11 protein-coding genes and 2 pseudogenes are annotated in these 15,692 nt (G+C 63.8%); 3 read left to right on the forward strand and 10 right to left on the reverse strand.

The features are described from left to right. Positions 1 to 149: 149 nt before the first annotated feature. The 6 genes and pseudogenes from katG to AC5RUU_RS13205 all read right to left on the reverse strand — a co-directional run bounded on the left by katG (position 150) and on the right by AC5RUU_RS13205 (position 8,351). Positions 150 to 2,444 carry a catalase/peroxidase HPI gene (gene katG / locus AC5RUU_RS13180; RefSeq protein ID WP_493975651.1) on the reverse strand — a complete coding sequence of 765 codons (2,295 nt, stop codon included), beginning with the start codon at positions 2,442 to 2,444 and terminating at the stop codon, positions 150 to 152. Between the two features lie 104 nt (positions 2,445 to 2,548). Next, the gene (locus tag AC5RUU_RS13185) at positions 2,549 to 3,634 is read right to left on the reverse strand and encodes a LacI family DNA-binding transcriptional regulator (protein ID WP_493975652.1); all 1,086 of its coding nucleotides are present in this window, start codon (positions 3,632 to 3,634) and stop codon (positions 2,549 to 2,551) included. A gap of 38 nt (positions 3,635 to 3,672) precedes the next feature. After that, the gene (locus AC5RUU_RS13190; protein WP_493975653.1) at positions 3,673 to 4,578 is read right to left on the reverse strand and encodes a carbohydrate ABC transporter permease; all 906 of its coding nucleotides are present in this window, start codon (positions 4,576 to 4,578) and stop codon (positions 3,673 to 3,675) included. A 7-nt stretch (positions 4,579 to 4,585) separates the two neighbouring features. Next, positions 4,586 to 5,455 (reverse strand): annotated as a pseudogene (locus tag AC5RUU_RS13195) (carbohydrate ABC transporter permease); the annotation flags it as partial. Between the two features lie 82 nt (positions 5,456 to 5,537). After that, positions 5,538 to 6,872, reverse strand: coding sequence for an ABC transporter substrate-binding protein (locus tag AC5RUU_RS13200; RefSeq protein WP_493975654.1), 1,335 nt, complete (start codon positions 6,870 to 6,872; stop codon positions 5,538 to 5,540). A gap of 42 nt (positions 6,873 to 6,914) precedes the next feature. Further along, positions 6,915 to 8,351, reverse strand: a complete 1,437-nt coding sequence (locus AC5RUU_RS13205) for a glycoside hydrolase (RefSeq protein ID WP_493975655.1) — start codon at positions 8,349 to 8,351, stop codon at positions 6,915 to 6,917. Positions 8,352 to 8,732: 381 nt separating this feature from the next. Between AC5RUU_RS13205 and AC5RUU_RS13210 the strand changes: the two genes are divergently transcribed. After that, positions 8,733 to 10,289, forward strand: a complete 1,557-nt coding sequence (locus AC5RUU_RS13210; RefSeq protein WP_493975656.1) for a glycoside hydrolase family 32 protein — start codon at positions 8,733 to 8,735, stop codon at positions 10,287 to 10,289. Between the two features lie 75 nt (positions 10,290 to 10,364). Here the strand turns inward: AC5RUU_RS13210 and AC5RUU_RS13215 are convergent, their stop codons facing one another. From AC5RUU_RS13215 to AC5RUU_RS13230, 4 genes and pseudogenes are all read right to left on the reverse strand, one after another. Beyond that, a complete protein-coding gene (locus AC5RUU_RS13215; RefSeq protein ID WP_493975657.1) occupies positions 10,365 to 10,865 on the reverse strand; it encodes a hypothetical protein in 501 nt (166 codons plus the stop codon). A 280-nt stretch (positions 10,866 to 11,145) separates the two neighbouring features. Continuing rightward, positions 11,146 to 13,352: pseudogene (gene glgX, locus AC5RUU_RS13220) on the reverse strand (glycogen debranching protein GlgX). Positions 13,353 to 13,489: 137 nt separating this feature from the next. Next, positions 13,490 to 13,903: an Hsp20/alpha crystallin family protein gene (locus tag AC5RUU_RS13225; RefSeq protein WP_493975658.1), complete on the reverse strand. Its 414-nt coding sequence runs from the start codon at positions 13,901 to 13,903 to the stop codon at positions 13,490 to 13,492. Between the two features lie 141 nt (positions 13,904 to 14,044). Next, positions 14,045 to 14,278: a hypothetical protein gene (locus AC5RUU_RS13230; protein WP_493975659.1), complete on the reverse strand. Its 234-nt coding sequence runs from the start codon at positions 14,276 to 14,278 to the stop codon at positions 14,045 to 14,047. Positions 14,279 to 14,426: 148 nt separating this feature from the next. On the opposite strand from AC5RUU_RS13230, the gene AC5RUU_RS13235 reads away from it, so the two are divergent. Further along, positions 14,427 to 14,726, forward strand: coding sequence for a putative quinol monooxygenase (locus tag AC5RUU_RS13235; RefSeq protein ID WP_493975660.1), 300 nt, complete (start codon positions 14,427 to 14,429; stop codon positions 14,724 to 14,726). A 54-nt stretch (positions 14,727 to 14,780) separates the two neighbouring features. Next, on the forward strand, positions 14,781 to 15,662 hold the full coding sequence (locus tag AC5RUU_RS13240; protein WP_493975661.1) for a Rieske (2Fe-2S) protein: 882 nt from the start codon (positions 14,781 to 14,783) through the stop codon (positions 15,660 to 15,662). Positions 15,663 to 15,692: the final 30 nt, after the last annotated feature.

Raw genomic sequence — 15,692 nt, forward strand, 5'->3', positions numbered from 1 at the left:
TTATGAAAAGTGTAGGTAACGAGGGGAGTGCGAGTCAAGGGGAAGCGCGCTTGGGTGGCGATGCCGGAAATGAGAGGGCAAAGAGAAAGGCCGGCCGCACGTGGGTCAGTCCACCGTGCAGCCGGCCTTCCGGATAAAGCAGTACGCGATTACCGCAGGTCGAAGCGGTCAGCCTCCATGACCTTCGTCCAGGCGGCCACGAAGTCGTTGACGAACTTTTCCTTGCCGTCCTCGCTCGCATATACCTCGGACAGTGCCCGCAGTTGCGAGTTGGAGCCGAACACCAGGTCCACCGGTGTGGCGGTCCACTTCACTTCGCCGGTGGACACGTCACTGATTTCATAGACGTTTTCCTCGGCCTCCGATGCCTTCCACTTGGTGCCCGGGGAGAGCAAGTTGACGAAGAAGTCGTTCGTCAGGACCTGGGGCCGGTGGGTGAGGACGCCGTGCGTGGAGTCACCGAGGTTGGCACCAAGGGCGCGCATGCCGCCGACAAGTGCCGTCATCTCCGGCGCGGAGAGGTCCAGGAGGTACGCCTTGTCCAGCAGGAGCGTCTCCGGCTGGAGTTTCTCCCCGGGGCGGACGTAGTTGCGGAACCCGTCGGCCCGCGGCTGGAGGTACTGGAAGGACTCGACGTCGGTCTGGTCCTGGGAGGCGTCCGTGCGGCCGGGCCGAAACGGCACAGCGACAGGGAAGCCGGCGTCGCTGGCGGCCTTCTCCACGGCCGCGCACCCGCCCAGGACGATCAAATCGGCCAGCGAGACCTTTTTGCCCCCGTTCTGGCCGGAGTTGAACTGCTGCTGGATCCCCTCAACCGCCTGCAGTGCTGCAGCCAACTGTCCAGGTTCGTTAATCTCCCAGCCGCGCTGGGGCTCCAGCCGGATCCGGGCGCCGTTGGCACCGCCGCGCCTGTCGGTTTTGCGGTAGGTGGACGCCGAGGCCCAGGCAGTGCGGACCAGTTGCGCGACGGACAATCCCGAGTCCAGGAGCTGCGCCTTGAGGGAAGCGATGTCCTGCTGGTCGATCAGCTCGTGGTCCACCGCCGGGACCGGGTCCTGCCACAGCTGCGCCTCGGGAACCCAAGGCCCCAGCATGTGCGGGCCGACGGGACCCATGTCGCGGTGGAGCAGTTTGTACCAGGCCTTGGCGAACGCCAGCGCGAACTCGTCAGGATTCTCCAGGAAGCGCCGGGAGATCTTCTCGTACTCAGGGTCCACGCGCAGCGAGAGGTCGGTAGTGAGCATCGTGGGACGGTGTTTCTTCTCCGGATCGTAGGCGTCCGGGATGATCCTGGGGCCGTCCTTGGCCACCCACTGGTGGGCGCCGGCGGGGCTTTTGACGAGTTCCCATTCGTGCCCGAACAGGATCTCGAAGAAGCGGTTGCTCCACTCGGTGGGGCGGTCAGTCCAGGTAACCTCAAGGCCGGAGGTGATGGTGTCCGCCCCCTTGCCGCTCCCGTAGGTGCTGAGCCAGCCAAGACCCTGTGTTTCCAGGTCGGCGCCCTCAGGCTCGGGCCCGACGTGGGCGTCGGCGTCGCCTGCGCCGTGGGTCTTGCCGAAGGTGTGGCCGCCGGCGATCAGGGCGACGGTCTCCTCGTCGTTCATTGCCATCCGCTTGAAGGTCTCCCGGATGAAGGCAGCGGCCGCGAGCGGGTCCGGGTTGCCCATGGGGCCCTCGGGGTTGACGTAGATCAGTCCCATCTCAGTGGAACCGACCTCCTCCGACATCCGGCCTTCGCCGATGTAGCGTTCGTCGCCGAGCCAGGTGTCCTCAGGTCCCCAGAAAATCTCTTCGGGCTCCCAGACGTCTTCCCGGCCAAAGGCAAAACCGAACGTTTTGAAGCCCATCGATTCGAGGGCCACGTTACCCGCGAGCACGAGCAGGTCCGCCCAAGAGAGCTTTTGGCCGTACTTCTGCTTGACCGGCCACAGGAGGCGCCGGGCTTTGTCCAGGTTGGCGTTGTCCGGCCAGCTGTTGAGCGGGGCGAACCGCTGGCTGCCGTCTCCGGCGCCGCCGCGGCCGTCGTGCACGCGGTAGGTGCCGGCAGCGTGCCAGCTCAGCCGGATCATGAGGCCGCCGTAATGGCCGAAGTCTGCCGGCCACCAGTCCTGGGAGGTGGTCAGGACCTGGGTGATGTCCTGCTTGAGCGCCTCGACGTCGAGCTTCTGGAACTCTTCGCGGTAACTGAACGAGGGGCCGAGCGGATTGCCTGCCGGGTTGTGGGTGTGGAGCACGGAAAGGTCGAGCTGGTTCGGCCACCAGTCGGCGACAGTGCGGGGCCGGTGCCCCTTGGGCTGCGGCGAATCGATCGCCGGGTTCTCGCTCTCGCTGCCGTGCGAGGTCACGCTGTCGTGGGCGACCGGGCACCCGCCCTCAACCTTACGGTCCAGACCCTGGGCGCTTCCCGGGGTGGGGATCGGGGGGTGGTCCTGGTGATCGGTCATGTGCTTCCTTCCCTGTGGCCGAGGCCGTGGTCGGACTCGGGCGGCCGGTTCAACCTTCCCATTTGACCATGCAAGGCCAGCGCACTGAACCCCTGCCCGTTGCTTTACATCTCTGCGCGTGCCTTGACCTGCACCGAGGTTCTTTCCACCGCAGGGCAGTGTATTTTCACTGCTTCGTGCCCGGGCGTCTCCTCCAAACCGAGCAGCATGCGTACGCCGGCAGCACCCAGTTCGTAGTGGGGGAGCGCCACGGTGGACAGCGGGGGGCGCAGGTGCGCGGCGATGACTTCCTGGTTGTCGAAGCCCACGACGGCGACATCGTCCGGGATCGAGAGGCCATGCTCGCGCAATCCGTCGTAGAGGCCCATCGCCATCCGGTCGTTGTAGCAGTACACGCCGGTGGCCTCGCGCTTGAGGAGTTCCCGGGTTGCGCCGTAGCCGCCTTCCTGGTCCGGATAGGCTTCCAGGACCAGGCCGGGGTCAAAGGCAATCCCGGCTTCCTCGAGTGCCTGCCTGTAGCCCAGGAGCCGTCCGTCCTTGGCCGGGGCGGGGATGGTGGCATTGATGAATGCGATGCGGCGGTGGCCGTGCCTTAGCAGGATTTCGGTGGCCGACCGTCCGCCCTGCACTTCATCGGGAACCACGGCGCGTGCACCGGACTCGGTGGCGAAGCAGTTGACAAGGACGAAGTCCGCTTCCCGGAGCGATGCCGGAATGTCCGTCTGCCGGTGGAACCAGGTGGAGTAGAGGATGCCGCGCACTTTGTACTCAAGCATCATGGTGATGGCGTCCTGCTCGAGCTCACCGTTGCCTTCCGTGTTGGCGATGAGGAGGGCGTAGCCGTGCTTCCATGCCTCGTCCTGGGCGCCGTGGATGATCTGGCCGGCAAAGGGGGTGGTGGCGACGCCGTCGGCTACCAGCCCGATGAACCGGGAGGTTCCACTGACCAGGGTTTTGGCCATCGCGTTGGGGCGGTAGCCGAGCGCACGGATGGCATCTTTGACACGCTGGCGGGTTTCTTCGGCGATCCGGGCGTCTTTTTTCTTGTTGACCACCAGCGACACTGTGGCGGTGGATACCCCCGCGGCCTCGGCGACGTCGCGAAGAGTGACGGGGTGGGGGCGGTCCGGTTTGTGCCGGGAACTGGCCGCAGGTGCCGGCTCTCCCGAATCCTTCTCCTTTGAAATCATCTGCCCTCCGTCAGGAGTATATCCGGCTGCTGCGGAAGTCATCCTTTGGTCGCCCCGCTTTCGAGTCCCTGGATCATGGCCTTGTTGAGGACCAGGAAGACCAGCAGCAGCGGGGTGACGGTGACGCACACGGCGGCGAACGTCGCCGTCCAGTCGACCTTGCCCATGGCGCCGATGTAGTTCTGCAGGCCTAGCGGGATTGTCTTCAGTTCTTCGGACAGGACGAAGGTGTTGGCGAAGATGAAGTCGTTCCAGATGAAGATGCTGTTGACCAGGACCACCGTCACCACGGTGTTCAGTGACAGCGGCAAAGTGATCAGCCCGAAGATCCGGTACGGCCCGGCGCCGTCCAGGGAAGCCGCCTCGTAGGTTTCCTTGGGGATGTATTCGTAGAACGAGCAGAACAAGTAGACGGACATCGGCAGGGAGAACCCGGCCAGGGGAATGATCATCGACTGGTACGTGTCCAGCAGGTTCACCGCGGAGTAATCGATGAACAGCGGGACCAGGGCGATCTGGACGGGGACGATGATGCCGATCAGGAACAGCCCGCGGACCAGCTTGCTGAGCCGGAACCCAAGCACCTGGATGGCATAGGCGGCCATCATGCCGAGCAGGACGATGAGGATGTTGGCGCCCATGGTCACGACGAAGCTGTTCAGGATGTTCCGGCCGAGATCGCCGGTTTCGAAGGCCCTGGCGTAGTTCTCCCAGGTCAGGGAGCTGGGCAGGGCGAACGGATCCCCGGTGGCAAAGTCCTGCTCAGTGCGGAGGCTGGTCAGGAACAGCCAGGCCAGCGGGTAAACCTGCACAATCACGATCAGCATGATCAGAACGCGGGACAGCGTCCGGAACAGGTCCGGCCGGCGCCGCCGGCGCCTTGCGTGCGGCCGGGGAGGTCCGACGGCGGCGGGCGGGGTGGGCGGTGCTGCCTGGGTGATCATGAGTCTGCCTTCGCTTGAGCAGGAACAGGATGAGGCCGACGGCGACGAGGCACTCAATGACGATGAACACGGAGATGGTGCTGGCGTAGCCGAAATCCGTGCTGGTGAACGCGGTCTTGTACATGTAGGTGGTGAGCAGTTCGGACGACTGTCCCGGCCCGCCGTTGGTCATCAGGTAGGGAATGTCGAACCCGCGCAGGCCGTAGGTGGTGGCCATGATGGTGGTGGTGATCCACACCGGGCGGATGTACGGGAACCGGATCTTGGTGAAGAGCGTCCATTTGGATGCACCGTCCAGGACGGCTGCCTCTTCAAGCTCTTTGGGCACGGCGATCAGCGCTGCGTAAATGATGAGCATGTACAGGCCGGTGAAGCGCCAGCCTTCGGGTGCGGAGACTGCGGCCAGGACGGTGTTGACGTCCGAGAGCCATGGCCTTTCCAGGCTGCCGAGGCCCATCCAGTGGAGCAGCTGGTTGAGCAGGCCCACCGGCTCGATGGAGTAGATCCGCACGAAGAGGAAGGCGATGGCCACCGTGGAAATCACCGCTGGCAGCAGGTACAGGGTTTTGATGAGCTCACGTCCGCGGCGGAGGGACGTCAGCAGGCTGGCAACCACCAGTGCGCCGCCCAGCTGCAGGACCAGGCAGATGGCCAGGTAGATCAGGGCGTTCAGGAACGCCCGCCAAAAGATGTCGTCGGCAACGAACATCCGGACGTAGTTATCCAGCCCGACAAACTCCATGTCGCTGATGCCGTTCCAGGAGAAAAAGCTCAGGAACAGCGACTGGAGGATCGGGAAAAGTACAGCTGCGCAATAAAGCAGCAGGGGTGGAAGCAGGAAGACCAGGACCGAGGTCCGTGACCTGTTGGGAAGCATCCTGTTGGGTAGCATGGCGGGCCTTTCGGGCGGGGGACCCGGCCGGGTCCCCCGCCTCATTGGTTACTTGACGAAGCTCTGCTTACTTGAAGAACTTCGGGGCGTTCTGGGCGATGGTGCTGTCCATGGTCGCGGTGAACTGCTCTGGGGTGATGTTGCCCTGGACCAGCAGGACGAGTTCCTGCTGCAGCCGGCCGTTGGTGGTGGGGTCGAGCTGGGTGTCCCACGGCATGGCCTGCTTTTCCCCAAGATCCTTCGCCTGGTCGAGGGCCTTCTGGTAAAGCGGCGTGGCGTTGGCCGGGATGGCGGTTTCGACGTTGGTGGTAGGGGAGAGGGCACCGGTGGCGGCGTATTCGGCCGGGTACTTTTCCAGGGCGAACTTCAGGAAGTCGCTCACCAGGGGATCGTAGGTTTTCGAGTTAACCGCCATGCCGATGCCGGAAGGGGAGACGAACTCGTTGGCCGCGGTGACGGATCCGGCTGTGGTGGGGAGGGTGAAGAAGTCGATGTCGTCGCGGACGTCAGCGTTCAACTTGTCCGTGGCAAGGCTGGGCAGTTCCCAGGTTCCGATGTTGTACATGGCCGCCTGCCCGGAGGTGAACTGGTTCTGCGCGTCGGAGTAGCCCTGGGCGGAGAAACCGTCCTGGAAGCACTTGGCCTTACCGAGCTCCGCCATCCAGGCAACGGTCTTCTGGCCGGCGGGGTCGGCAAACTTGGCTTCCCCCTTCTTCAGCTTCTGCACGAATTCAGGCCCGGCTTCCCGGAACGGCTGGTAGGCCACGTAGCGTTCCAGCGGCCACTGGTCCTGCCCGTCGATCGCGATGGGGGTGATGCCGGCATCCCGCAGGGCGGTGCACATCGCGGGGATGTCGTCGAGGGATCTTGGTACTGACACACCGGCCTTTTCCAGCAGTGCCTTGTTGTACCACATGAACTCCAGCTCAAACTGGAACGGGATCATGTACAGGGATCCGTCGTCGAAACGCTGGTAGTCCAGGGCACCGGGGCGGTAGTCGTCGTACACATCCAGGGTCTTCAGAAGCTTCTCGGCATCCACCATCTTGCCCTGCTTGGCCAACTGCTGGGCGAAGGGTGTCGCATCCGTATCGAACAATTCGGGAAGTTTGTTGGCTGCGGCCAGGGTTTCGAGTTTCTGGATATAGGAGGGCCGGTCGGGCGTGGTGATCAGGTTCAGCTCGAAGCCGGGGTGGTCCTTGGCATAGTCGTCAGCGAGCTTCTTCATGATGTTGATGACGGCGCCGTCGGCAGGGCGCGAAAGCAGCCAGGAGATTTCCCGGGGTTTGATTTCCCCGGTGGGGCTGACGTTGGAGGGGTCGTTGGTACTTCCGCCTCCACAGGCCGTCAGGGCCAGGAGGGCTGCGGTTGCGACGGCGGCGGCGCGAAACAGGTTCTTCATTGCGGTCATTTCCCTTGGTTGAACGGAGGATGAGGGAGATATTCAGTTGTCGGTGCGTTTGCGTATGTCGAGGTCTGCGATGGTGACGGAGCCTTCGCCGGCGAAGACGCCGATCCGTCCTGCCGGCAGGTCGTAAATCCTGGTGCTCAGCGCCACCTGCCGGTCCACGATGGCGACACACAGGTCCCCGTCGACGATGACTTCCAGGGTGTGCTTTCCGGGCCGGAGGTCGCAGGGGCGTTCGAGTTCGATTGCGAACGGAACGTCCCCGGAGACGTGCCATTGGGCGTCGCCGGTTACGGTCCGCGGCCAGCGGTCGAAGACCAGGCGTCCGCGTTTGGGTTCCAGGCGGAGGACGTAGGAGTGGTCCCCGTCAGCGCTGGACCGCAGCAGCAGCCCGCACTCGGTGGTGCCCTGCCCGATGTCCAGGACCGCCTTCGCATAGAACTGCGTGGGCAGATCCTCTTGGGAAACGACGGCGGCATAGCCGTCGGGCACGTCCAGCAAAGCGGGCAGCCCCGGGTTGAAGGTCACCGGAACCTCGTCCCAGAAGCTGTCGACGAGCTCGTCAGCGAAGCCGAACCCGAGTGTTCCGTCGGAGTTCTGCCGGGCCTCCAAGACTGCCATGGTGCCCGCCCATTGCCAGGCGCCGTCGTCGGAATTTCCTTCTTTGCTGGCGATCCAGCCGAAGAAGAACCTCCGCCCGTCGCGTTCTGCCGTTTTCGACGCGTAGAACGCGCGGCCGTCGATGGTGTCCCGGTCCGGTACGATCCACGGCCCGTCAGGGCTCTTGGCCATGCGGTACCTGGTGGTGAAGGTTTCGGAGAACTCGGAGTAGACCATGTACCACCACCCGCCCCAGGAGAACACGTCCGGGCATTCGTGGGTGATGTACCGGCGGGGGTCCCAGAAAGGATCCGTGTACTGCCAGTCCAGCAGGTCCCGGGAGACACACTGGGCAATGACGCCGCGGCGGCGCTCGGGTCCCTCGGAGTGCCGGGCAGCGAGGAGCATGCGCCACTGGCCGGCAGCCTGGTCGTGGAAAACGAAAGGGTCCCGCCAGTCACCGGACTCGTAGCCGGCGGGTGCACCGAAGGTAAGTTCCGGGTGCTTCACCCAGGTGCGCATTCCGTCGGTACTGGTGGCATGCATGACCAGCTGCAGCGGCAGCCCGTCCGGACCGAGGTTCTTCGGGTTCTGCCCGGTGTAGAACAGGTGGTGGACGCCTGATTCGTCCACCACGATGCTGCCTGTGTACGCGTTGAAGTCCAGGTCGTTTTCTGTTCCGTGGGGGAGGGACACCCCATGGTCCTGGAACTGGGTGAGGTCTTTGGTGGTGACGAGGTTCCAGGACGTTCCGGGCTTTGGCTCCGTGCGGACCTCGTGAAGGTAAAAGAGGCGGAACTCCCCGTCTTTTTGAAAAGGGATAAGGTCTCCCACCCATCCATCGGCGGGCTGGAAGAAGACTGGATAACTCATCGGCGTTGATGTCCCGTTCTGCTAAAGCGTTTGATCACCTCAAGGTAGAGGATGCAGGGCATCTTGATCAAGCGTTTTAGCGGAAAATTTTTGGGAGCCTGGATCAGGGCGATAAAACGCTTGACCAAACGCTGTTTGTGTCTCTACCTTTGGGGCCAAGCGATTTTCCGACGACGAGGTCACCCCTGAACCAATGAAGGTTCCACCCCTACACACAAAACTCAACTGAACTAATGCCCCGGCCGGCAAGGCCGCGGGCTCCTTTTACCCTTCACCCTTCACCGGGGGCCCGCCTTGGCAACCGGTCTTTCCCCGCTGGGGGATGCCCTGCGGGAACTGGCGCACGCCCTGGCACAGCCAACCCTTGAGAGGAATACCACCATGACACCTGACATTTCCCGGCGCCACGTCCTGCAAGGCACAGGCGCAGGAGCGTTGGCGCTGCTCATGAGTAGTGCAGGACCGGGAATGGCGAAAGCCCAGGAATCGCTGCGGGCGGTGTACCACATGACGCCGCCATCAGGTTGGCTGTGCGACCCGCAGCGCCCGGTGTATGTCAACGGCGCGTACCACCTGTACTACCTGCACTCTGCACAGAACAACGGCCACGGCGGCTGGGACCATGCCACAACCACGGACGGGGTGGCTTTTGTCCACCACGGAGTCGCGCTGCCGCTGCAGCCGGACTTTCCCGTCTGGTCGGGCTCGGCAGTCGTGGACACGGCGAATACCGCCGGCTTTGGTGCGGGAGCGGTCATCGCCCTTGCCACGCAGCCCACCGGCGGCATCCGCAAGTACCAGGAGCAGTATCTTTACTGGTCCACCGACGGCGGTTACACCTTCACGGCGCTCCCGGATCCAGTCATCGTGAACACAGACGGCCGGACCGCGACCACCACTGCAGAAATTGAGAACGCAGAGTGGTTCCGCGACCCGAAGGTCCATTGGGATGCTGCCCGGAGTGAATGGGTGTGCGTGATCGGGCGGGCACGGTATGCCGCCTTTTACACGTCGCGGAATTTGCGGGACTGGCATCTCAAACGGAACTTCGACTACCCGAACCACGCCCTGGGCGGGATCGAGTGCCCCGATCTCTACGAGATGACAGCGGACGACGGAACCAGGCATTGGGTGCTGGGTGCCAGCATGGACGCCTACAGCATTGGGCTGCCCATGACCTACGCCTACTGGACGGGCTCCTGGAACGGCGAAGAGTTCATTGCAGATAACCTCAACCCGCAGTGGCTTGACTGGGGCTGGGACTGGTACGGTGCTGTGACCTGGCCTGCGGCGGAGGCGCCCGAGCACCGGCGCTACGCGATCGGGTGGATGAACAACTGGAAGTATGCCGCCCGTGACGTGCCCACGGATGAATCCGACGGGTACAACGGCCAGAACTCGATCGTGCGCGAACTGCGCCTGGACCGTCAGCCCGGCGGGTGGTACAGCCTGCTCAGCACCCCCGTTGAGGCCCTCGGCAACCACGCCATTTCGACGACGGCGCTTCCGGACCGCACCGTGAACGGAAGTGCTGTGCTTCCATGGAGCGGCCGCGCTTACGAGCTGGAACTCGACATCTCCTGGGACGCGGGCACGAACGTCGGGGTATCCGTCGGACGCTCCGCAGACGGCACCCGCCATACGAACATTGGGAAGTACGGGGCGGAGCTGTACGTCGACCGGGCACCCTCGGACCTGGGCGGCTTTTCCCTGGTGCCCTTCACCCGTGCTGCGGCACCAATCGACCCCGCGGCGCGCTCGGTGCACCTGCGGGTTTTCGTGGACACGCAGAGCGTGGAAGTGTTCGTGAATGCCGGCCACACGGTGCTGTCGCAGCAAGTGCATTTCGCGCAGGGCGACAGCGGAATCTCTCTTTACACCGACGGCGGTCCCGCCACATTCTCCGGCATCACCATCCGGGAATTCACGTCCAGCTGACTGGTCCGCCTTGGGATCAGGCGGGAGCCAAGGGCGTGGGCCCTCGGCTCCCGTGCGAGTGGACCTGGCTGTGGACTAATGATGCGAATTGACGTTCCTCAACGTGTCGCTCTTGATCCATCCGGACCATTCGAGCCGGCCATGTCCCTTATCTACCGCGTACCTGATCTCGTGGTAAACCTCTTCGGGGCCGCGGCGGTCAAGCTTTCGGCTTACCCGGTCATAACTGTCTTTGACCTCGTAGCGGTCGCCGCGGTGCACATAGTGGGTGAAGTGGTCGTGGTCGCCCTCGTGAAGCTTTGTGTCGCGGCCGCGATCCTTTTCATAGCGCTTCTGCTTGATATGGACGACCTTTCTTCCGTCATCACATTTCACGCTGACTGGGAAGTTCACCCAATCGCCGCGGGCATCCTTTGGTAGGAGGGGCTTGACGGTACATCCCCGGTTCTTATCGTCATGGGCCGCGGCCGGGGCGGCCACTGCCACAAAACTCCCGATCAGACCCAATGACAGGACCGGAACCAGGGCGATCTTTGCCCGGACTGAACGTGATTTTGTTGTTGTAGTGCTGGACATTTTTTTGCTCCTGTAAGGATGCGATTTCCCATTGTGTAGGGTGCGGATTTCCTACTTTTGGACAGCGTCAGGCCGCGCACGCCTGACAGCGTGTGTGGTTGACCAGCGTGGCGGCCCGCAGCCTGCCCATCCCATTTTTGAAACAGCACGCCCCGGCTCAGCGGGGGGCTCGACCCCGGACCATCTGATTGTCGTGATCCGTGTTTCAATCCTGCGCGTGCGTTTATGCCCTGCGCTAGGGGAAAAGCTACCTAATCTTGAGGGGGTTTCCGGAGGGCACCTAATGCGGTGTTCTCCCCAGCTGGGTCCTGGGGAAGCGTGTCGATTCTGGTGCCTTGATCAACGCCAGCGACGCAGCTACAGAGTGGTCGGGCTTTTCCGGCGGCTTCGCATATGCCCGTAGGACAAGCAGGGACTTCGCGGCGAGTTCCACGGCGCCGCCCGCCTCCAGGATCCCCTGGTCCGCATGCTCGCCCGCCGTATCGATCATCTGCTCCCAGGCCGGTGAATATTCAGGGCTTGGCAGGGTGAAAAGTACGGACTCATCACCGGAATTGCAGTAGAGGAGGAAATTGTGGTCACTGATCACCCTGCCCCGGTGGTCCTTGCCCACTGCCTCCCCGTTGTAGAACACACCCAGGCTCGGGCCAGCGGGTTGTCCCAGTCCTCGGGAACCATGGGGGAAGCGTCCCTGTCCAGCCAGACGATATCCGGCAAGGGCTGGCCCAGGGTCCGCCGGACAGGCCGTCCTTCAAAGAACCTGTTGCGGCGGAAGGTGGGATGCTCCCGGCGCAGTGCGCTGACGGCGGCCAGGAACTCGTTGAGCGGCTGGTCGGCATCATCCCAATTGATCCAGGACAGCGGCGAGTCCTGGCAGTAGACGTTGTTGTTGCCCAGCTGGGTGCGGCCCAGCTCATCGCCGTGCGCCACCATGGGCACCCCCTGTGACAGGAGGAGGGTGGCCAGGAAGTTGCGTTGCTGGCGTGCCCGCAGGGCCAGGATCGCGGGATCGTCGGTGGGGCCTTCCACGCCGCAGTTCCACGAACGGTTGTGGGATTCGCCGTCGTTGTTGTTTTCTCCGTTGGCCTCGTTGTGTTTGGCGTTGTAGGACACCAGGTCGTGGAGGGTGAAACCGTCATGGGCCGTGACGAAGTTGATGGACGCCACCGGCCGGCGTCCCGAGCTTTCGTAGAGGTCCGAGGAACCGGCAAGCCGGGATGCGAACTCGCCAAGGGTAGCGGGGGCGCCGCGCCAGAAGTCGCGGACGGCGTCGCGGTACTTGCCGTTCCATTCCGTCCACAGGGGAGGAAAGTTGCCCACCTGGTAGCCGCCCGGGCCAACGTCCCACGGCTCGGCGATCAGCTTCACCTGCGAAACCACGGGATCCTGCTGCACAAGGTCGAAGAAGCTGGACAGCCGGTCCACTTCATAAAACTCCCGGGCCAGGGCTGATGCGAGGTCGAAGCGGAAACCGTCCACATGCATTTCCAGTACCCAGTACCGCAGCGAATCCATGAGCAACTGCAGCGCGTGCGGGTGGCGGACGTTGATGGTGTTCCCGGTGCCTGTGTAGTCCAGGTAGTGCTGCTTCCCGTGGTCCACCAGCCGGTAGTACGCCTGGTTGTCGATTCCCTTGAAGGAGAGGGTTGGGCCCAGGTGGTTCCCCTCGGCAGTGTGGTTGTAGACGACGTCGAGAATCACCTCGATGCCCGCAGAGTGGAGGGAGCGGACCATCGCCTTGAATTCCTGCACCTGCTGCCCCGGGCGGGAGCTGGAACTGTAGCTCTCGTGCGGTGCGAAAAAGCCGAGGGTGTTGTAGCCCCAGTAGTTGCTGAGGCCCCTGTCCTTGAGCACGCTGTCCTGCACGAAGTGGTGCACCGGCATCAATTCGATAGCCGTGACACCCAGCTTCTGCAGGTGCTCGATCACGGCCGGGTGGGCGATCCCGGCGTAAGTGCCGCGTTCCTCCTTCGGCACCTCGGGGTGGGTCATGGTCAGGCCTTTTACGTGCGCCTCGTAGATCAATGTGTCGTTATAGGGGATCTTTGGCGGACGGTCGTGCTGCCAGTCGAAGAACGGACTGATCACCACGGAGCGCATGGTGTTGTGTGCCGAGTCCGCGGCGTTGAACGACAGGGGGTCGCCAAAGTTGTAGGAGAACATGGGCTGTCCCCAGGTGATGTCCCCGCTGAGGGCTTTTGCGTAGGGGTCCATCAGGAGCTTGTTGGGGTTGCAGCGCAGGCCTTGCGATGGTTCGTAGGGACCGTCCACCCGGTAGCCGTACAGCTGGCCCGGGAGGACATGCGGCAGGTAGCAGTGCCAAACGAATCCGTCCACGGCCTCCAGCCGGATCCGCTGCTCAGTGCCGTCGTCATCAAACAGGCACAGGTGGACCGCGCTCGCCGCCTCGCTGAACACCGCGAAGTTCGTGCCGCTCCCGTCATAGGTGGCACCCAGCGGATAAGGGCTCCCCGTCCAGACTTCCATGTCCCGCCTCCGTCCCCGTGAAGAGAACACCATCCAACCACAGGGGTGAGACATCTGCGGGGAGGGCCGGCAGGCGGCTGGAAAGCAGGCCAGGGAAGGCGGACGTACGACGGCGGCTGCGCGCCGCCGTCGTAATCCTAGCCGCGGGTGATGGGAATTTTCCGCCGTGCGGAAGGATCCTGCTCGGGCAGGGGGACGCGGACCTCCAGGATGCCGTCCGTGTAGGTTGCCTTGACGTCGCCCTGGTCCGCTGCACCCGGGAGCGTGACCGCGCGGGAGAAGGTGCCGTAGCGGAATTCCGAGCGGTACCCCTCCTTGCCCGTGTGCTCCGACTTTTCCTCGTGCCGGACGGTGATCCGCAGTTGGTCGCCGGCCAGGGTGATATCCACGTCCTTATCCGGGTCGATGCCAGGTACTTCCGCCTTGATGACCAGGGTGCCGTTCTCCTTGTACTCCTCGGTCCGCAGCCAGGTGTCCAGGTCTCCTTCGAAGAAACGCCGAAGGGGTTCGGTGATGTCCGTTCCGGTGCGCCGGAGGATGCCATTGTTCATTGCGACTGCTCCTTTCGATGGATGTGGTCAGGCCGCGGACCGGTGCCTGGGCATCAGAGGCACCGGCCCGCGGTGGCGGCCCCTTGTAGCCAAGGTCCGCCCTCACCCGCTTCCGCGGCCCAGGCCGCGGTGCGGATGGTCTTAGCCCGCCTGCGGGCTTTGCTGCCGGCGGCGGGACAACTCCTCGCCGATCCGCTGAAGCAGGTCGGTTGCTGCGCTGGACCCGGCTGCCTCGCTGCCTGGTTCGAGGGCACGTTTCAAGCGGAGGAGGTTCGCCGTCGGCACCAGACGCAGGCCGTGGAAGGCGTGGAAAATCCTGCCCGAGGGCGTGGTGCCCAGCTCGATATCGGCTGGGATACTGGCATTGGCTTTCATGGTTCGTGCTCCCAATGACTGCCGGTTGGCCCACTGCTTTAGCCAGTCCTAGACTTACCCCTTTTTGCGTGCCGGATCACGCGGCGCGGGCAACATTTCTATTGCGGTTGCAGCCTCCTTTGTCATTGCCATGCTGCAGACTGTCCCTATGACTTTTGCGAACGTGGGAAGCCTCGGAACCAAGCCCGGCCACCGCGACGCCGTCGTGTCTATCCTGCTCCGGCCGATGCCGGGCCTGAAGGAGGCCGGCTGCCTGCTGTACGAGGTGGGCGTGAACGACGATGCCCCGGACACGGTGTTCGTAAGCGAACTGTGGGAGTCCCCCGAGGCGCACCGGGCTTCCCTCCAGCTGGACAGCGTGCGTGCTGCAATCGCCGAGGCCATGCCCCTGCTGACCGGCGAGATGGGCGGGAACCAGTTCACCGTGGTGGGGTCCCCGCTGCGGTAAACGGCTGTCACTGTTCTGTTGCAAGGATTCCAGGAAACAGGGTAAGGGAGACCCATGAAGCCACTGCCTGCACTTGAACTTGTTACCCGTTTTGAAGATGCCGAATGGCTGGACCCGGTGGCCAAGAGCGTCCGGAAAGCAGTGAAAAAGGTTATCCGGCCGAGGTGGGCCCGCGACATCCTGCACGGCGTGCCCGTGGGCCATCCGGTTCATCCGCTGGCGGTACAGGTGCCGATCGGGGCATGGATCTCGGCCGGTGTTCTGGATGCCCTTCCGGGCAGCGGGAAAGCCAGCAAGGTGCTGATCGGGGTGGGAACGCTGAGCGCTGTCCCTTCAGCCATTGCCGGGTTCACGGACTGGTCCCAGCTGCACCCCCAGCAGCAACGCGTGGGCCTGGTGCACGCCGCCGCAAACATCACTGCTACAGGTCTTTACACCCTGTCCCTGGTACAACGTGCCCGGGGCCGCCACACGAGTGGCAAGGTGCTTGCCTACCTCGGTCTCGCCACGGTCAGCGGCGGAGGCTTCCTGGGCGGGCACCTCACGTACCGTCAGGCGGCCGGCGTCAACCACAGCGAGGAGATTTGGCACCGGTTCCCGTCCGGCTGGCACCCCCTGGCGCAGCTTTCCGATCTGCCCGAGGGCACGCTTCACAAGCGCGACGTTGCCGGGCTGCCGCTGGTCGTGTTCCGTGAAGGGGACACGGTTGATGTGCTGTCGGACGTGTGCAGTCACCTGTCCGGGCCGCTACATGAGGGCAAGCTCAAAAACGGCAGCGCCAACGAACCATGCGTCGTCTGCCCGTGGCACCGAAGCACATTCTCATTGCGAACCGGCGAGGTGCAGGCTGGCCCTGCCACGTCCCGGCAGCCGCGCTTCGAAACCCGGGTCACCGGCGGGCTGGTGGAGGTTTGCCTGCCCGGTGCTGATGGTTGAACATAGGCACTTGGCTGCGGCGGGCCGCTT

The sequence above is a fragment of the Arthrobacter sp. K4-10C genome (genome assembly GCF_059090085.1).